The sequence below is a fragment of the Pseudomonas sp. O230 genome (assembly GCF_045447035.1).
Classification (GTDB): Bacteria; Pseudomonadota; Gammaproteobacteria; order Pseudomonadales; family Pseudomonadaceae; genus Aquipseudomonas.
Genome location: NZ_JBJGXN010000005.1, coordinates 347,464 through 364,266 on the forward strand (window position 1 = coordinate 347,464; position 16,803 = coordinate 364,266).

Genomic DNA, 16,803 nt, shown 5'->3' on the forward strand with positions numbered 1-16,803 from the left:
TCAGACCCGCAGTGAGGACATCCATGCGCCAACCCGATATCGAGATTTACCTGAAAGACGCCGACGTCGACTACAAGGCCGTTGCCACTTGGCTCGGCGAAGCGTTGGGCCCGTGCACCGACTGGGTTCAGAAAGGTCAGACCTACAAGTGCAAGGCCGGCAACGTGCCGGTGACCTGGTTACCGAAAGCCGTAGGCAAATGGAACAGCCTGTACCTGGAAAGTGACCAGACCCCGTGGGAAGACGACATCGCCTGCGCCCGCGCCGCGTTTGCCGCGTTGAACGTAGAAGTACGTTGTGCGCCGGGCACCTGGGTCGAAGAAGAAGGTGAAGAGACAGCCGATCGCTGGATGCGCATCAGCGCCGATGGCGAAGAAGAGATCACCTGGAAAACCGCTTAAAAGCAGTACACAAATCAAATGTGGGAGCGGGCTTGCTCGCGCCCACATTGGTTTTGGGTGATATGAAGAGTGGGTTTACAGCCCCACCACATCCTCAGCCTGCAACCCCTTCTCGCCAGTCACCACCGCATATTCAACCTGCTGACCTTCAGCCAGCGAACGGTGCCCTTCGCCGCGAATCGCGCGGTAGTGCACGAACACGTCCACCCCGTCCTCGCGTTGAATAAAGCCGTAGCCCTTGGCGTCGTTGAACCACTTCACATTGCCGGTTTCACGCGTTGCCATTTGTTCATACTCCTTTTTTATTATTGATCGGGCTTTTCGCAGGAAAGCCTCGGGAACATTGCTTGCACTGATCGGTGCCACTGTCTGGCCAGTGCGGGCTCGCCGAGTATATGACAGGCGTGAAAACTCTCAACTCACTTTACTTAGGCGCTTTTTTGCCGATTTTCAGCGAATACGGCACACTATCGACCGCCCGAGCAAACGCTCGGTTTTTTCCACTCACGCAGAAGCCGTATGACCCGTTCCCCGTTCCGCCGTCTTGTGTTTGGCACCCTGCGCCGACTGCTCTATCTCTGGGTTCGCTCGGAGACGATCAATCAGTCGTCGTTCACCCTCAACCTCGACCGCAGCCGTCCGGTGTTCTACGTCCTGCAAAACCCTTCGCTGACCGACCTCGCCGTGGTCGACACCGAATGCAGCAAGGCCGGCCTGCCGCGCCCGGTGCTGCCGGTGTCTGTCGGCAATCTGCTGGAGCCCGCCGCATTCTTTTACCTGACACCTGAGCCCGACTGGCTCGGCCGCCAGGACAAACGCGGCGCGCCGCCGACCCTGACCCGACTGGTCAGCGCCCTGAGCCAGAACGCTGCCGAAGACGCGCAGATCATTCCGGTCAGCGTGTTCTGGGGTCAGTCGCCGGACAGCGAATCGAGCCCGTGGAAACTGCTCTTCGCCGACAGCTGGGCGGTGACCGGGCGCCTGCGCCGTCTGCTGAGCATCATCGTGCTGGGGCGCAAGACCCGCGTGCAGTTCTCCGCGCCGATTCACCTGCGCGAGCTGATCGAGCACAACAAAGGCCACGAGCGCACCGTGCGTATGGCCCAGCGCATCCTGCGGGTGCACTTTCGCAACCTCAAAGCCGCGGTGATCGGCCCGGACATTTCCCACCGCCGCAACCTGGTCAAAGGCCTGCTCAACCAGCCGCTGGTCAAGCAGGCGATTCTCGATGAAGCCGAACGGGAAAACACCTCCCCGGAGAAAGCCAAGGCCCAGGCCCTGCGCTACGGCAACGAAATCGCCTCGGACTACACCTACACCGCGATTCGCTTTCTGGAAGTGGTGCTGAGCTGGTTCTGGAACAAGATTTACGACGGGATCAAGGTCAACCACATCGAAGGCGTGCAGAAAGTCGCCCAAGGTCACGAAGTGATCTACGTGCCGTGCCATCGCAGCCACATCGATTATTTGCTGCTTTCGTATCTGCTGTTCCGTAATGGCCTGACCCCGCCGCACATCGCCGCCGGGATCAACCTCAACATGCCGGTGATCGGCAGCCTGCTGCGCCGTGGCGGCGCGTTCTTCATGCGCCGTACGTTCAAGGGCAACCCGCTCTACACCTCGGTGTTCAACGAATACCTGCACACCCTGTTCACCAAAGGTTTCCCGGTCGAATACTTCGTCGAAGGTGGCCGCTCGCGCACCGGGCGCATGCTGCAACCGAAAACCGGGATGCTCGCGATCACCTTGCGCAGCTTCCTGCGGTCGTCGCGCATGCCGATTGTGTTCGTGCCGGTCTATATCGGCTACGAGCGCGTGCTGGAAGGCCGGACTTACCTCGGCGAACTGCGTGGTGCGAGCAAAAAGAAAGAATCGATTTTCGACATCTTCAAAGTCATCGGCGCCCTCAAGCAGCGCTTTGGCCAAGTGGCGGTGAACTTCGGCGAGCCGATCAAACTCGCAGAGTTCCTCGACGGCGAGCAGCCAGACTGGCGTCAACAGCAACTCGGTCCGCAGTTCAAACCGGCCTGGCTCAACGAAACCACCAACCGCCTCGGCGAGAAAGTCGCGCAGCATCTGAACGAAGCGGCGGCGATCAACCCGGTCAATCTGGTGGCACTGGCGTTACTGTCCACCAGCCGCCTGGCGCTGGACGATCGGGCCATGGCGCGGGTGCTCGATCTGTATCTGGCGTTGTTGCGCAAGGTTCCATATTCGCCGCACACCACGCTGCCGGACGGTGACGGGCGCGCACTGATCGAGCACGTGAAGGACATGGATCTGCTGTCCGAGCAGAGCGATGCGCTGGGCAAAATTTTGTACCTGGACGAGCAAAACGCCGTCCTGATGACTTACTACCGCAACAACGTCCTGCACATTTTCGCGTTGCCGTCGTTGCTCGCGAGTTTCTTCCAGAGCGCGTCGCGCATGAGTCGCGAGCAGATCCTGCGCTACACCCGCGCGCTGTATCCGTACCTGCAATCGGAGCTGTTCATACGCTGGTCGCTGGACGAACTGGATGCGGTAATCGATCAATGGCTCGAAGCGTTCGTCGAGCAAGGCCTGCTGCGTTTCGAGAACGACGTTTACCTGCGCCCGGCGCCGAGCTCGCGGCATTTCGTGTTGCTGACGTTGCTGTCGAAGAGCATCGCCCAGACCTTGCAGCGCTTCTACATGACGGTTTCCCTGCTGCTCAACAGCGGCCAGAACAGCATCAGCGCCGAAGAACTGGAAGACCTCTGCACGGTCATGGCCCAGCGCCTGTCGATCCTGCATGGCTTGAACGCGCCGGAGTTTTTCGACAAGAGCCTGTTCCGCCACTTCATCCAGACGATGCTCGACCTCGACGTGCTCAAGCGTGATGAGGCCGGCAAGCTGAGCTATCACGAACTGCTCGGCGAACTGGCCGAAGGTGCGGCGAAACGGGTGTTGCCGGCGGAGATCCGCTTGTCGATCCGTCAAGTGGCGTTGCATCGCAGCGAAGATGCCGCGGACCAGGCTTAGTTGGAAACGGCTGTAACTTTCTGACAATGACTATAAGAACAAGGATGTTCTTATAACCTGCCAATTATGAATTAATAGAGGCCCATTTAATCCCGATACGGACATCATGACGAGCCAATTAGATAACACCACCCCTTATATCACCCTGACTTTTAGTTTACCTGAAGACTTTTCACCCCCAAGCGGCGGTGAAGGCGAAACCTATATAAACGTTAAAACCTCCAACACTTCTGCCCCCGTCAAAGTGGCGCAACTCCGTGAACCAATACTGCGCAACGGGCGCTGGAATTTTTCGTTTGCGCACAACTATTCCGATGTCAGCGCCAAATACCTTGTGACGATCAACATGACCCATAACGGAGTTCCTTTGCTGATTGATCTGAACTACTTTGTGATAGTCCATCGTGCGCCGCACCGACAGACCCTGCATCTGAGCCCCATTGGCCGTCTCTACATCCAGGCGCAAACACCCCGAGTGGTCGAACCCGAACATGCCGTCACCGTTGCCGCCCACGAGCATGACGACACACACGCACTGGTCACCCAAATCCATGTCAGCGAAAAAATGGCGGAGGCGTTTTATCTGGAATACGATCCTGCCACTGTTATTCCCGGCAAGCGCTATACGCTGACCGCCACTGAAAACGAATACCAGAATTCAATAGCGGTACATCCGGCATCCGTTGTATTAAAGCCCTTTAGCAAGGTCTGAAAGACGCCCAACACGTTTATCTTCGTCGTTCGTTAACTCGCTGCTTATTCGTTCAGTAATTCAGGACATACCCTACATAGAGTTCGCTGCTCTCGGCGATATGCTGACGACTCGTCATTTCCGACGATGAATTTAATAAGGAAATCAAAGTGAACAACGACTACGAAAAGAGCATCAGCGGCACCGTGCACTTTCTACTAAGAATTGAGTTACCCACCCACTCGACACTTTACGTCAATCTGTTGGATGTCACTTGCGCAGATGCCCCCGCCAAAGAACTCGCCCGGCAAGTCATCCCTCACGCAAAAACAACGGGTTTGGACTTTACCTTGCGGTACAAGATGGCCGATGTCCTGCCTGACCACCGCTATGCAATCCGTGCACGGATCGAAACCAGCGAACAAGTGATCTTCGCGACCACCAAAGATCACACAGTGCAGTTGGGTGTCGACCACCTCCGCCCTGAAGACGTTATTGTCCGCAACGTTCGTACCAAACCAGACAGTAACTTCTAAGCCCTGCGCTGAAAAAATCCGCTAAATTGTCGTTGGCGCCGGTCTTCTCGAGCGCCAAGGACAGGATTTAATTCATGAACAAACGCTCACTTCTGGGACTGGTTGCTTTGCTCAGTGCCTGCCAAACCCTGCAACCGACCGCCAAAACCAGCCTTGATGGCGAAGTCTTCTACCTGCAACGTATCGCCCTGCCGCCAACCGCCACCCTGAGCGTCATCTTGCAAGACGTGTCTCTGGCCGACGCTCCCGCCCTGGTGCTCAATGAACAGAAAGGCCCCGTTAAAGGTCAGGTGCCATTACCCTTTCATCTGAGCTACGATCCAGCGCAGGTCAAACCGGGCCATCGGTATTCAGTCAGCGCGCGTATCGAGTTGGATGGCAAGCTGATGTTCATCACCACCGAACATCACGCCGTGCAACTGGATGGCAGCGATCCGCAGCCACTGAAAATCCGCGTTGACGCAGTCCGTTAATTTTATTTTTTGAACAAGGAAGCTGCCATGTTCCGCCCTACCCTTCGCTTCGCCGGCCTCTGCGCAGGCTTGATGATTTCCGCCAGCGCCATGGCGCTATCGCTCAGTGACCTGTCGCAAAAAGACGCCACCGGCGGCCTCAAGGATGCTCTGACCCAAGGTGCGCAACTGGCTGTGAAACAACTCGGTACACCGGGCGGGTTCAGCAACAACCCGGACGTGAAAATCGAACTGCCGGGCAAGCTGGGCAAGGTCGCCAGCAAAATGAAGCAGTTCGGCATGGGTGACCAGGTTGATCAACTGGAAACCAGCATGAACAAAGCAGCGGAAACCGCCGTGACCCAGGCGCAGCCAATCCTGGTGGATGCGGTGAAAAAAATGAGCGTGGAGGATGCCAAGGGAATTCTCAGCGGCGGCAACGATTCGGCCACCCAGTACCTGAACAAAACCAGCCGCGAACAGATCCGCGCCAAGTTCCTGCCAATCGTCAAGCAGGCCACCGACCAAGTCGGCCTGGCCAAGCAGTACAACTCATTCGCCGGCCAAGCCGCGACCATGGGCGTGATCGATACAAAAAATGCCAACATCGAAAGCTACGTGACCGAGCAGGCGCTGAACGGCTTGTTCGAGATGATCGGCAAACAGGAAGAAACCATTCGCCAGAATCCTGCTGCGGCAGCGACCAGTCTGGCGAAGAAAGTGTTCGGCACACTCTAATAAGCCTCTACACCGATCTTGTGGGAGCGAGCAGGCTCGCTCCCACAGGTCAGCGTAAATCCGCGAGAACAGGTCGGCTGTCAGGCCGCCAAGACAACCAGTCAAACCGGTTCTTTCTTGATGCGGAACCACGCCGCATACAGCGCCGGCAAAAACAGCAACGTCAACGCCGTCGCCACAATCAACCCGCCCATGATCGCCACTGCCATCGGCCCGAAGAACACGCTGCGTGACAGCGGGATCATCGCCAGCACCGCAGCGAGCGCCGTCAGCACGATCGGCCGGAAACGCCGCACCGTGGCCTCGATGATCGCCTCCCAGGGTTTGAGCCCGGCGGCGATGTCCTGCTCGATCTGGTCCACCAGAATCACCGAGTTGCGCATGATCATCCCGGACAACGCGATGGTCCCGAGCATGGCCACAAAACCAAACGGCTGGCGGAACACCATCAGGAACAGGGTTACGCCGATCGAACCCAAGGGTGCCGTGAGAAACACCATCACAGTGCGTGAGAAGCTTCGCAGTTGCAGCATCAACAACGTCAGCACCACCACGATGAACAGCGGCACACCAGCCTTCACCGAGTTCTGACCACGGGCCGAATCCTCAACCGTGCCGCCGACTTCCAACAAGTAGCCGTCAGGCAGTTCGGCGCGGATCGGATCGAGCGTGGGCATGATCTGCTGCACCAGCGTCGCCGGTTGTTCCTTGCCATAGATGTCGGCGCGGACCGTCACGTTCGGCAAGCGGTTGCGGTGCCAGATGATGCCTTCTTCAAAGCCGTATTCCAGCGTCGCGATTTGCGACAGCGCCACGCTGCGACCGTTGTCGGTCGGCACCGCCAGGCTTGGCAGCAACGACAGTTCGGTGCGTTCATGCAACGTGCCGCGCAGAAGGATTTCGATCAACTCGTTGTCTTCGCGGTATTGGCTGACGCTGGAACCGGTCAGTGAACTTTGCAGAAACTTCGACAGGTTCGCCGTGCTTACGCCCAGCGCACGTGCGCGGTCCTGATCGATGTTCAGATAAACCACTTTGCTCGGCTCTTCCCAGTCGAGGTGGACGTTGGCCACATGGGGATTCTCGCGAACCTTGGCCGCCACTTTGCGGGCCAGGGCGCGGACGTCCTCGATGTGTTCACCGGTAACGCGGAACTGCACCGGATAGCCGACCGGCGGGCCGTTTTCCAGACGAGTCACCCGCGAGCGCAGGGCCGGGAATTGTTCGTTGAGGGTTTCGATCAGCCAGGTGCGCAGGGTTTCGCGGTCCTCGATGGTCTTGGCCAGGACGACAAACTGGGCGAAGCTCGCCGCAGGAAGTTGCTGATCCAGCGGTAGGTAAAAGCGCGGCGAACCGGTGCCAACGTAGGCCACGTAATTATCGATGCCGGCGTGATCCTTCAATAAACCTTCAAGGCGTTTAACCTCGTCAGCGGTGTTGCTCAGCGAAGCGCCCTCAGCCAGTTTCAGATCGACCATCAACTCCAGCCGGCCCGAGGCAGGGAAGAATTGTTGGGGCACAAAACGGAACAACACGATGGAGGCGATAAACAACACCACGGTCAGCGTGATCACCGTCTTGCGCCAACGCACGCACCACTCCACCAGGCGTCGGACACGTTCATAAAAAGGCGTGGCGTAAGGATCAGGCTGACCAATGCCGTGTTTCGCTGCATGAATCTTCGCCAGATCCGGCAGGAGTTTTTCCCCCAGATACGGCACGAAAACCACGGCGGCAATCCACGACGCCAGCAGCGCGATGGTCACGACCTGGAAGATCGAGCGCGTGTACTCACCCGTGCCCGATTGCGCAGTGGCAATCGGCAGGAAACCGGCCGCGGTGATCAGCGTGCCGGTAAGCATCGGGAACGCGGTGCTGGTCCAGGCGTAACTCGCGGCTTTGATCCGGTCGAAGCCCTGCTCCATTTTGATCGCCATCATTTCCACGGCGATGATCGCGTCGTCCACCAGCAAGCCCAACGCCAGCACCAAGGCACCGAGGGAAATCTTGTGCAGGCCGATGCCGAAGTAATACATGCAGGCGAAGGTCATCGCCAACACCAGCGGAATCGCCAGCGCCACCACCATGCCGGTGCGCACGCCGAGGGAGAAGAAGCTCACCAACAGGACGATGGCCAAGGCTTCCACCAGCACTTGTACAAACTCACCGACACCGGTTTTCACCGCAGCGGGCTGATCGGAAACCTTGCGCAGTTGCATGCCGGCCGGAAGGTTTTTCTGGATTCTGGCGAACTCGATTTCCAGCGCCTTGCCCAGCACCAGAATATCGCCGCCGCCCTTCATCGCCACGGCAAGACCGATGGCGTCTTCAGCCATGAAGCGCATGCGTGGCGCCGGTGGATCGTTAAAACCACGGTGCACGTCCGCGACATCGGAGATACGGAACGTGCGATCACCGACGCGAATCGGGAAGTTCTTGATCTCTTCGACCGTCTGAAAATTCCCAGAAACCCGTAGCTGCAATCGCTCACTGGTGGTTTCAAAGAAACCGGCCGTGGACATCGCGTTCTGCTCTTCCAGCGCCTGCTGCACCGCTGCCAATGGCAAGCCGAGAGTGGCGAGTTTGACGTTGGAGAGTTCGATCCAGATCTTCTCGTCCTGCAGCCCGAGTAGATCGACCTTGCCCACATCCTTGACCCGTTGCAGCTGAATCTGGATGCGGTCGGCGTAGTCCTTGAGCACCGCGTAATCAAAACCGTCGCCGGTCAGCGCATAGATATTGCCGAACGTGGTGCCGAATTCATCGTTGAAAAAAGGCCCCTGAATGCCCGGCGGCAAGGTATGACGGATGTCGCTGATCTTCTTGCGCACCTGATACCAGAGGTCCGGGATCTCCACCGAGTGCATGGAGTCACGCGCAACGAACGTCACCTGGGATTCACCCGGTCGGGAGAACGAAACGATGCGCTCGTACTCGCCGGTTTCCATCAGCTTCTTTTCAATGCGCTCGCTGACCTGGCGCGACACTTCCTCGGCGGTGGCGCCCGGCCAGTTCGTGCGGATTACCATGGCCTTGAAGGTGAATGGCGGGTCTTCGCTTTGTCCAAGCTTGGTGTAGGAAAGTGCCCCCACGACCGCCAGCAACAGCATCAGGAACAGTACGATCTGGCGGTTACGCAACGCCCATTCGGAAAGATTGAAACCCATCGGGGATTACTCCTTGTCCGCCAGATTGACCACGCGGTTGGAGCGATCCACCGGGCGCACTTGCTGCCCGTCATGCAGCACATGCACACCGGCGGCCACCACCCAGTCACTGGCGTTCAGACCTTCGAGCACCGGCACGGTTTTCTCGCCGAATGCACCGACCCGGACCGGGGCTTTTTTCAGGGTGTTATTGGCGCCAAGCACCCAAACGTAAGTGGCGCCGTTTTCGGCGGTGACTGCCGAGAGCGGTACCGACAACGCCACGACATCGGCAGTCTGGATAAATACCCGGGCGCTCTGGCCGAGCTCGGCCGGAACCTTGCCCGCGGTGAACGCAATGCGGGCGGCGAAGGTACGGGACTTTGGATCAGCGGCGGGCGACAACTCACGGATGCGTCCGGCGAACCGTTGGTCGGGCTGGGTCCAGAGTTCCACCGACACCGGCTGCCCGACCTTGAAACGACCGAAGCTCTGCTCCGGCAAACTGATCAACACTTCACGTTCGCCATCGGTGGCGAGGGTAAGCACCGTTTGCCCGGCGGCGACGACTTGCCCGACTTCCACTGCACGTTTGGCCACGACGCCGTCCTGAGGCGCGCGTAGCACCGCGTAACTCGCCTGATTGGTCGAGACATTGAACTCGGCCTTGATCTGCTTCAGACGTGCTTCACCGGATCGGTAGAGATTTTCGGAATTGTCGTACTGCGAGCGGCTGACCATCTGACGATCCATCAGCGTTTTGTAACGATCGCGCTCGGCACGCACCAGGTTCAGATTGGCTTCGGCGGCCGCGACTTGGGCACGGGTGGCTTCCAGTTGCAGGCGAACGTCCTGGGGATCGAGTTCCGCCAGCGGTTGATCGGCCTTGACCCGCTGTCCCTCTTCGACCAGTCGTCGGCTGACTTTGCCACCGATGCGAAAGGCCAGATCCGGCTCGTAGCGAGCACGAACTTCACCGGGATAGCTTTCCATCGCCTGCGCCGAAGGCTCTGGCTGCACGACCATGGCCGGTCGAACAGTGACTTGCGGCGCCTCTTCGTGACCACACGCAGACAATAAAAAAGTCAGACTGATTGGCAATGCGAGGGGCAAGGCATAGCGGAACATGGCGAAGGACCTTTCGCTAATGGTGCTTGGAATAATTATACTGGCCGGTATGTTATTAATAGCAAACTCACCAGTCCAGTATTAAAAGCGAATATGGCGAACAATCTTTCAGCACCCAATGGTCCGGGCCGCCCCAAGGATCTGGCCAAGCGCCAGGCCATCCTCGATGCGGCGAAAGTCCTGTTTCTGAGCAACGGTTATGCGAGCACCAGCATGGACGCCGTCGCGGCCGAGGCTGGCGTATCCAAGCTGACCGTCTACAGCCATTTCAACGACAAGGAGACACTCTTCTCCGCCGCCGTGGTCGCCAAGTGCGAAGAACAACTGCCTACGCTGTTTTTCGAATTGCCCGACGGCATTTCCGTGGAAACGGTGCTGTTGAACATCGCACGCGGCTTTCACCACCTGATCAACAGCGATGAATCGGTAAACCTGCACCGATTGATGATGACGCTCGGCTGCCAGGACCCGAAACTCTCGCAGATCTTCTTCGAGGCCGGGCCGGAGCGCATGCTGCTTGGCATGGAGCGCTTGCTGGGCAAAGTCCATCAGAGCGGTGTGTTGAGCATCGACAAGCCACGTAACGCGGCCGAGCATTTCTTTTGCCTGCTCAAGGGTGCGGGGAATTTTCGCCTGTTGTATGGCTGTGGCGCGCCGTTGACCGGGGATGCGGCGGAGGAACATGTGCGGGAAGTGGTGGGGTTGTTTATGCGGGCTTATCGGCCAGAGACAGCCTGACAGTTATCAATTGCTGTTCTGCCCCCTTCGCGAGCCTGCTCGCGAAGGAAGCGCCACGGTCTTAAGGCTTCAACGCTTTCTTCGGATAAATGTCATACCGACTGGATTTGCCGTCCAGCGCATGACTTGGCTTCGGCCCGGCAATGCACGGCGCCTTGCGCGGGCGCTTTACCACCACCCGATGGCTGGCCAGCGCCAACGCCGCTTCGAGCAACGCCGGCGCATCCGGGTCATCCCCCACCAACGGCCGAAACAGACGCATTTCCTTCTTCACCAGCGCCGTTTTCTCACGATGCGGAAACATTGGATCGAGGTAGATCACCTGCGGCGGCTCGCCTTCCCAGTTGCGCATCACCTCGATCGAATTGCCCTTGAGCAATCGCATGCGCGCGACAATCGACGCCACATCGAAATCTTCCGCGCCACGCGCCAGTCCATCCTCAAGCAAGGCACCAATCAGCGGCTGACGTTCGATCAAGCTCATCTCGCAGCCCAGGCTCGCCAGAACGAACGCATCCTTGCCCAGCCCCGCCGTGGCATCCAGCACCCGCGGGCGCACGCCCTGGGCAATGCCCACCGCCTTGGCGATCATCTGACCTGTGCCACCACCGAACAAGCGCCGATGGGCGGCGCCGCCCTCGACGAAGTCCACCCGCACCGGTCCCGGTGCGTCCGGGCCGAGCTGTTGCAGTTGCAAACCCTGTTCACCCACCTGCAAGGCAAATTCGCCGTCATCGACCTGCAAAGGCAGGCCCAGGCGCTCGGCCCATTGCTCGGCCTGTGGCTGAAACGCCGCGCCCAGGGCCTCGACACGGATGCGGCAAGCCGCCGGTTGCTCAATCATGGGAAAACACGCTCAAAAAATTAATGATCGGCAAAAACGGCCGATAACAAAACTAACGAGCATTTTGCCAGAGCTGAGCGTCGACCGAGAGAAATGTCAGACATTCAACGCACATCGATAGGTTACATCTCGCCCCACGGCGATTTTGGCCTGCGAAACTCCCAAGCACTGAGCGGCGTCAGTCACCTGTGGCAGGATTTTTTTGCCCAGGCCCTGGCCGATCAGTCGGGCGATGTCGTGCCGGCGTCTCTCAACTTCCCACCGGTCGATCTCGAGAGCCCGGAAGAACCCACGGTTGGCAGCGAACTGCTGGCGCACATCGTTTCCCAGCGCGAATGCGATGTGAAGGAAACCCAGGTCAAACCACCAGAGCCGCTGTTCCTGCCGATTGCCGAGTTCGAAATGGACCTGGCCGACAAACCGTTCCCGCCGTTCCCGGCAGAAGAAATCGTCGCGCAACAGAAACAGCAGGATTTCGAAAGCGGCTGGGTTCGCCCGATCGTACTTGCCGCCGGTCAGCTCGTACCGGAAGCCGGCCCGGCACCACAACCGCGTCCACTGCACCTGCCGATTGCCGAATTTGAAATGGATCTGCTGGACAAGCCATTCCCGCCGTTCCCGCCCGAAGAGCTGGCGGAGCAACAGAAAAACTTCGATTTCGATATCGGCTGGGCTCGCCCTATCGTGCTGCAGAACCTGCGCATCGCCGCCTGACCCTCAGCGACACACCCACCACGGCCCGACATCCAGATGAAAATGATTGCGGTGGGCGGCGTTGTAGTCCGGGCTCAATACCACACTGAACATCGCGCAGGCGCTATCGCGGACCTGATGTAAAAACCGTGCATCCTGATTATTCTTCGGCCAATCCTTAAGCACGCTGATGGCGCGCCCGTCCGCCAGACGAAAACCGGCAATATCCAGCGCATCGGCGCTGGCATGCTGGCTCAACCTGCCGTTCTCGCGGCCGTAGACATTGCGGCAGGCAAAGCTGCCGAGATGATCGACACGGGTAACCGCTTGCCCGTAGATCGCCTGCGCAGCGGGTTGCAACGCATGGTGTTCAAACAGGGCAAACGACACCGCCAGACGGCAACTGGCGAGAAAACTGCTGTTCAGCACAACATCGCCGCCCTGCACGCGCAAGGTGTCGTTCAACGGACACTTTGCGTCAGGGCTGTCGGCCTGATGAGCCACGCGCAATCCGGAACTGCTCAGGGCTTGTTCGCACAATTGCGGGTTGTCGCGCAGCAGCATCAGTTTGTAGCGGGTCAGCAGGTTCGGTTCGGCCTTCACGTCCAACGGCGCCCACGGATTCCACTGCGGCGGCAGTACGATCCAGCCGCGCCAGATGCTCACCCCTGCCGCACCCACCATCAGCGCCAACACCAGCAGCACCCGCAAAAACCGCATCGTCAGCCTTTGAACAATTGATTGGCCTGCGCGTACGGCATCGAGCGCGCGGTAAAGCTGAACGTACCCGAAGTCTTGATCTCATGCGCCGCCCGATAAAATTCGCCCAGCGCCGCCAGCGCGAGCGCCGAACCGACACTGATGCGCTTGACGCCCATTTCGCTCAACTCTTCGACCGTCAGCTTCAACCCGCCGGACATCAACACATTGACCGGTTTCGGCGCCACGGCGCGCACCACGGCCAACACGTCTTCGGCACTGCGCAAACCCGGCGCATACAGCACGTCGGCACCGGCCTCGGCGAACGCTTGCAAGCGGCGGATCGTATCGTCCAGATCAGGATTGCCGTGCAGGAAGTTCTCGGCGCGGGCCGTCAGCGTGAAGGGGAATGGCAAGCTGCGTGCGGCGGCGACGGCGGCTTCGATTCGCGCCACTGCATGCTCGAAGCAGTAGATCGGAGCATCAGCGCGGCCGGTTGCATCTTCGATCGAACCGCCGACGGCGCCTGCGGCGGCGGCTTGCAGAATGCTTTGGGCGCATTCGGCAGGGTCGTCGGCAAAACCGTTTTCCAGATCGACCGCAACCGGCAGGTCCGTCGCGGCGACGATCGCCCGAAGGTTCGCCAAGGTATCGTCCAGTGTCAGCCCGCCATCGGGTCGGCCCCGGGAAAACGCATAACCGGCACTGGTGGTCGCCAGTGCCTCGAAGCCCAGGCTGGCGAGCATTTTCGCCGAGCCGGCGTCCCACGGGTTGGGAATGACAAAAGCGCCGGCGCGTTCATGCAGTGCTTTGAACGCCTGGGCTCGAAGGGTTTGCGCATCCATTGGCAGGCTCCTGAAAAAGGCAGGGAATCCGCCTCAGAGCAGGCCAAGTTGCTCCGCGGCGGGCTCTCTGTATAGCTCAGGCAGCGGCGGCAAGCCAGGCAAACGCAGCATCAGTTTTGCGTGGAAACGTTGCGCCAGTTTCGCCGCCAGCAGGTTGTCGGCGGTGTGCAGGAAGATATACGGCGTGCGCCCCTCTTCGATCCACAGGGCGATTTTCTCGACCCACGGCACGAGGAACGGATCGTTGGCTTCCAGTTGCGGATGGCCGATGAAGCGCACTTGCGGGAATTGAGTGAACGCTGCGGGACGGGGCGGAACCCTGGGTTTCTTCGATTGAGCGTGGAGTACCGAAGGATCGGTCGAGGTGCAGCTGAACAGTGCGCGTGGATCAAGGCAGATACGCTCGACACCACGGTCCAGCAACAGGCGATTGAGCGAGCGCTCGGCATCGCCCTTGGCGAAGAACGCGTCATGCCGCACTTCGATGGCCAGAGGCCGGTCCACCGCGTCGATAAAACCCGCCAGCTCGTGCAATCGTTGCGGGGTGAAGCTTTTCGACAACTGCAACCACAACGGCGACACCCGCTCACCTAGCGGGCTGAGCAATTGCAGAAAGGTTTCGGTGGCGGTCAATTGTTCGCGCAGGTCACCACCGTGGCTGATGTCACCGGGGAATTTGGCGGTGAAGCGAAAGTGTTCGGGCATGGTCTCGGCCCAACGCTGCACGGTGCTGGCAGCCGGGCTCGCGTAGAAGGTCGTATTGCCTTCAACGGCGTTGAATACTTGAGAATAGAGATTGAGAAATTCGGAGGATTTCGCGTCTTGCGGATAGAGGTAATCGCGCCAGGCGTTTTCACTCCAGGACGGGCAGCCGAGGTAGTAAGGCTGCAACATCAGATGTACAGGTCGAGGCCCAGCACGTCCGAATCCCAATCGACAAAACCGGCGGTGCTGAGGTAGCTGGCCAGGGCCATCGCGACGCTTTTGCTCATGGCGCGGTGGTAAATCATGTCTTGCTGACGCGCGGGGAGATTGCTCAGGCGCTGCGCGGAGGCTTTGGCAGCCCGGGCTGCCAGTTGCTCTTCGGAAGGGAATTCCAGCTCACCTTCGATATCGACGGATTCGTCCTCAACCACATGCCCTTTGCGAGGCTTGCGCTTGATGGGGTAGGACTGAGAGGAAAGGCCGTCTATGCGCATAATGTCATGCTCGGTATCAGTGATGGCAGTTTAGTGGCGCATAGCCCACTTCGCAAACCGCTTGGTGATAACTAGAACACAGAATTGCGAAAAGGTTTAAAGGCGGGGGCATAAAACGACGATTGGCGTTGGCTGGGGGACCGCCGTCGCAGGCAAGCCAGCTGGCTTGCCTGCGATTGGGCCAACCCCGGAGCTGCGAATCAACGCGCTTTCGGCGTCGCCACTTTATCCCGCAGATAAACCGGCTGCGCCTCATCCGCCACAATCGCTTCGCCCCGCTCCCAGGCAAATCGCGCCAGGCTCAGCAGGTCTTCGGCGTGAGGCAGCATGCCTGCGTCCTGACCGCTCAGGTTGACGGCGATACGTTCGGCATAGCCCCAACCGGTGCCGGCGCCAAACCAGTCACCGCTGGCATCCGCCGGCAACGCCGCCACTTCCGGCGGCAATACAGCTTCGTTGCCGACCAGGCGCATCTCACCCGCCGTTTCGCGGTAGCAGCCCCAATAAACCTCATCCATTCGCGCATCGATGGCGGACGCGACCTGGCTTACACCGTGCTCGCGATACGCCCGTTGTGCCAGCACCGCCAGGTTCGACACCGGCAGTACCGGGCGATCCAGAGCAAACGCCAGGCCCTGCACCACACCGATGGCGATCCGCACGCCAGTGAATGCGCCCGGCCCACGGCCAAAAGCAATGGCATCGACCGCTTGCAAGGTGGTCCCGGCATCAGCGAGCAATTGCTGGATCATCGGCAATAGCTTCTGCGCATGCAGGCGCGGGATCACCTCGTAATGGCTCGTCACTTTGCCGTCATGCAGCAAGGCAACGGAGCAAGCTTCAGTCGCGGTGTCCAGGGCCAGCAAGGTGCTCATCGATGTTTCCGTAAGAGAGGTCAGAAAAAGTGCGCCAGTATAAACAACTACGGCCCGCAAGCGGGCCGTAGAAGATGAAGCGGTTCAGACTTTTCAGCTCAACGCTTCAAGCACCTTGCCGGTGATCACTTCAACCGAACCGACGCCAGCGATGTGGCTGTACTTCGGTTTGCCGTCAGTGGCAGCCGACAGCTTCTGGTAGAACTCGACCAGCGGCTTGGTCTGCGAGTGGTAGACCGACAGGCGATGACGCACGGTTTCTTCAGTGTCGTCCTTGCGCTGCACCAGCTCTTCACCGGTGATGTCGTCTTTACCGGCGATTTTCGGAGGGTTGTAGACGGTGTGGTACACGCGGCCGCTGGCCTCGTGAACGCGACGACCGGCGATACGCTGAACGATTTCTTCGTCATCGACGGCGATTTCGACCACGTGGTCCAGTTCGACGCCAGCCTTCACCAGGGCTTCAGCCTGAGGAATGGTGCGCGGGAAACCGTCGAACAGGAAACCGTTGGCGCAATCCGCCTGGCTGATGCGTTCCTTGACCAGATTGATGATCAGGTCATCGGAAACCAGGCCACCGCTGTCCATGACGCTCTTGGCGATCAGGCCCAGCTCGGTGCCGGCCTTGACCGCAGCACGCAGCATGTCGCCGGTGGAGATTTGCGGGATGCCGAACTTTTCGGTGATGAACTTAGCCTGAGTACCTTTACCGGCCCCGGGAGCTCCCAGCAGAATGACGCGCATCGATGTGCTCCTCAATTTTTTATATAGATAACAACGGATTCGCCTCGTGGGGCCAATCTCAAAAACAGGGT

Annotated in this window: 18 protein-coding genes; 8 read left to right on the forward strand and 10 right to left on the reverse strand. The window is 59.2% G+C overall.

Annotated features, from left to right (window positions below; all coding sequences use genetic code 11):
• Positions 1-23 precede the first annotated feature (23 nt).
• Positions 24-401, forward strand: a complete 378-nt coding sequence (locus tag ACI77H_RS12935) for a hypothetical protein (protein ID WP_045060117.1) — start codon at positions 24-26, stop codon at positions 399-401.
• 75 nt (positions 402-476) lie between these two features.
• On the opposite strand, the gene ACI77H_RS12940 is transcribed toward ACI77H_RS12935, so the two are convergent.
• The gene (locus tag ACI77H_RS12940; RefSeq protein ID WP_010462862.1) at positions 477-686 is read right to left on the reverse strand and encodes a cold-shock protein; all 210 of its coding nucleotides are present in this window, start codon (positions 684-686) and stop codon (positions 477-479) included.
• 234 nt (positions 687-920) lie between these two features.
• Between ACI77H_RS12940 and plsB the strand changes: the two genes are divergently transcribed.
• From plsB to ACI77H_RS12965, 5 genes are all read left to right on the forward strand, one after another.
• Positions 921-3,404 carry a glycerol-3-phosphate 1-O-acyltransferase PlsB gene (gene plsB / locus ACI77H_RS12945; RefSeq protein WP_407012246.1) on the forward strand — a complete coding sequence of 828 codons (2,484 nt, stop codon included), beginning with the start codon at positions 921-923 and terminating at the stop codon, positions 3,402-3,404.
• A gap of 106 nt (positions 3,405-3,510) precedes the next feature.
• Positions 3,511-4,116, forward strand: coding sequence for a hypothetical protein (locus ACI77H_RS12950; RefSeq protein ID WP_407012247.1), 606 nt, complete (start codon positions 3,511-3,513; stop codon positions 4,114-4,116).
• Between the two features lie 149 nt (positions 4,117-4,265).
• Positions 4,266-4,631, forward strand: a complete 366-nt coding sequence (locus ACI77H_RS12955) for a YbaY family lipoprotein (protein ID WP_407012248.1) — start codon at positions 4,266-4,268, stop codon at positions 4,629-4,631.
• A gap of 74 nt (positions 4,632-4,705) precedes the next feature.
• Positions 4,706-5,104: a YbaY family lipoprotein gene (locus ACI77H_RS12960; RefSeq protein WP_407012249.1), complete on the forward strand. Its 399-nt coding sequence runs from the start codon at positions 4,706-4,708 to the stop codon at positions 5,102-5,104.
• A gap of 27 nt (positions 5,105-5,131) precedes the next feature.
• Positions 5,132-5,821, forward strand: coding sequence for a DUF4197 domain-containing protein (locus ACI77H_RS12965; protein WP_017336683.1), 690 nt, complete (start codon positions 5,132-5,134; stop codon positions 5,819-5,821).
• A gap of 101 nt (positions 5,822-5,922) precedes the next feature.
• On the opposite strand, the gene ACI77H_RS12970 is transcribed toward ACI77H_RS12965, so the two are convergent.
• On the reverse strand, positions 5,923-8,988 hold the full coding sequence (locus ACI77H_RS12970) for an efflux RND transporter permease subunit (protein WP_407012250.1): 3,066 nt from the start codon (positions 8,986-8,988) through the stop codon (positions 5,923-5,925).
• A gap of 6 nt (positions 8,989-8,994) precedes the next feature.
• On the reverse strand, positions 8,995-10,095 hold the full coding sequence (locus ACI77H_RS12975) for an efflux RND transporter periplasmic adaptor subunit (RefSeq protein ID WP_407012251.1): 1,101 nt from the start codon (positions 10,093-10,095) through the stop codon (positions 8,995-8,997).
• A gap of 93 nt (positions 10,096-10,188) precedes the next feature.
• Here ACI77H_RS12975 and ACI77H_RS12980 point away from each other — a divergent pair, with 93 nt between their 5' ends.
• On the forward strand, positions 10,189-10,833 hold the full coding sequence (locus tag ACI77H_RS12980; protein ID WP_407012252.1) for a TetR/AcrR family transcriptional regulator: 645 nt from the start codon (positions 10,189-10,191) through the stop codon (positions 10,831-10,833).
• A gap of 61 nt (positions 10,834-10,894) precedes the next feature.
• Here the strand turns inward: ACI77H_RS12980 and ACI77H_RS12985 are convergent, their stop codons facing one another.
• A complete protein-coding gene (locus tag ACI77H_RS12985) occupies positions 10,895-11,677 on the reverse strand; it encodes a class I SAM-dependent methyltransferase (RefSeq protein WP_150630834.1) in 783 nt (260 codons plus the stop codon).
• Between the two features lie 93 nt (positions 11,678-11,770).
• On the opposite strand from ACI77H_RS12985, the gene ACI77H_RS12990 reads away from it, so the two are divergent.
• Complete coding sequence (locus ACI77H_RS12990) at positions 11,771-12,391, forward strand: energy transducer TonB (RefSeq protein ID WP_407012253.1); 621 nt, start codon at positions 11,771-11,773, stop codon at positions 12,389-12,391.
• A gap of 3 nt (positions 12,392-12,394) precedes the next feature.
• On the opposite strand, the gene ACI77H_RS12995 is transcribed toward ACI77H_RS12990, so the two are convergent.
• The 6 genes from ACI77H_RS12995 to adk all read right to left on the reverse strand — a co-directional run bounded on the left by ACI77H_RS12995 (position 12,395) and on the right by adk (position 16,732).
• Positions 12,395-13,090 (reverse strand): extensin family protein, encoded by a 696-nt coding sequence (locus ACI77H_RS12995; RefSeq protein WP_407012254.1) that lies wholly within the window; start codon positions 13,088-13,090, stop codon positions 12,395-12,397.
• Between the two features lie 2 nt (positions 13,091-13,092).
• Positions 13,093-13,914: an oxaloacetate decarboxylase gene (locus ACI77H_RS13000; RefSeq protein ID WP_407012255.1), complete on the reverse strand. Its 822-nt coding sequence runs from the start codon at positions 13,912-13,914 to the stop codon at positions 13,093-13,095.
• 33 nt (positions 13,915-13,947) lie between these two features.
• The gene (locus ACI77H_RS13005) at positions 13,948-14,808 is read right to left on the reverse strand and encodes a DUF72 domain-containing protein (RefSeq protein ID WP_407012256.1); all 861 of its coding nucleotides are present in this window, start codon (positions 14,806-14,808) and stop codon (positions 13,948-13,950) included.
• Complete coding sequence (locus ACI77H_RS13010; protein ID WP_150630839.1) at positions 14,808-15,113, reverse strand: hypothetical protein; 306 nt, start codon at positions 15,111-15,113, stop codon at positions 14,808-14,810. Before ACI77H_RS13010 ends, ACI77H_RS13005 begins: the two co-directional genes overlap by 1 nt.
• 200 nt (positions 15,114-15,313) lie before the next feature.
• Positions 15,314-15,988 carry a tRNA (adenosine(37)-N6)-threonylcarbamoyltransferase complex dimerization subunit type 1 TsaB gene (tsaB, locus tag ACI77H_RS13015; RefSeq protein ID WP_407012257.1) on the reverse strand — a complete coding sequence of 225 codons (675 nt, stop codon included), beginning with the start codon at positions 15,986-15,988 and terminating at the stop codon, positions 15,314-15,316.
• Positions 15,989-16,081: 93 nt separating this feature from the next.
• Positions 16,082-16,732 carry an adenylate kinase gene (gene adk / locus ACI77H_RS13020; protein ID WP_407012258.1) on the reverse strand — a complete coding sequence of 217 codons (651 nt, stop codon included), beginning with the start codon at positions 16,730-16,732 and terminating at the stop codon, positions 16,082-16,084.
• Positions 16,733-16,803 lie beyond the last annotated feature (71 nt).

Coding starts and splice junctions, on each gene's coding strand:
- ACI77H_RS12935 (WP_045060117.1), top strand. CDS start 24: ATGCGCCAACCCGATATCGAGATTTACCTGAAAGACGCCGACGTCGAC.
- ACI77H_RS12940 (WP_010462862.1), bottom strand. CDS start 686: ATGGCAACGCGTGAAACCGGCAATGTGAAGTGGTTCAACGACGCCAAG.
- plsB (WP_407012246.1), top strand. CDS start 921: ATGACCCGTTCCCCGTTCCGCCGTCTTGTGTTTGGCACCCTGCGCCGA.
- ACI77H_RS12950 (WP_407012247.1), top strand. CDS start 3,511: ATGACGAGCCAATTAGATAACACCACCCCTTATATCACCCTGACTTTT.
- ACI77H_RS12960 (WP_407012249.1), top strand. CDS start 4,706: ATGAACAAACGCTCACTTCTGGGACTGGTTGCTTTGCTCAGTGCCTGC.
- ACI77H_RS12965 (WP_017336683.1), top strand. CDS start 5,132: ATGTTCCGCCCTACCCTTCGCTTCGCCGGCCTCTGCGCAGGCTTGATG.
- ACI77H_RS12970 (WP_407012250.1), bottom strand. CDS start 8,988: ATGGGTTTCAATCTTTCCGAATGGGCGTTGCGTAACCGCCAGATCGTA.
- ACI77H_RS12975 (WP_407012251.1), bottom strand. CDS start 10,095: ATGTTCCGCTATGCCTTGCCCCTCGCATTGCCAATCAGTCTGACTTTT.
- ACI77H_RS12980 (WP_407012252.1), top strand. CDS start 10,189: ATGGCGAACAATCTTTCAGCACCCAATGGTCCGGGCCGCCCCAAGGAT.
- ACI77H_RS12985 (WP_150630834.1), bottom strand. CDS start 11,677: ATGATTGAGCAACCGGCGGCTTGCCGCATCCGTGTCGAGGCCCTGGGC.
- ACI77H_RS12990 (WP_407012253.1), top strand. CDS start 11,771: ATGTCAGACATTCAACGCACATCGATAGGTTACATCTCGCCCCACGGC.
- ACI77H_RS12995 (WP_407012254.1), bottom strand. CDS start 13,090: ATGCGGTTTTTGCGGGTGCTGCTGGTGTTGGCGCTGATGGTGGGTGCG.
- ACI77H_RS13000 (WP_407012255.1), bottom strand. CDS start 13,914: ATGGATGCGCAAACCCTTCGAGCCCAGGCGTTCAAAGCACTGCATGAA.
- ACI77H_RS13005 (WP_407012256.1), bottom strand. CDS start 14,808: ATGTTGCAGCCTTACTACCTCGGCTGCCCGTCCTGGAGTGAAAACGCC.
- ACI77H_RS13010 (WP_150630839.1), bottom strand. CDS start 15,113: ATGCGCATAGACGGCCTTTCCTCTCAGTCCTACCCCATCAAGCGCAAG.
- tsaB (WP_407012257.1), bottom strand. CDS start 15,988: ATGAGCACCTTGCTGGCCCTGGACACCGCGACTGAAGCTTGCTCCGTT.
- adk (WP_407012258.1), bottom strand. CDS start 16,732: ATGCGCGTCATTCTGCTGGGAGCTCCCGGGGCCGGTAAAGGTACTCAG.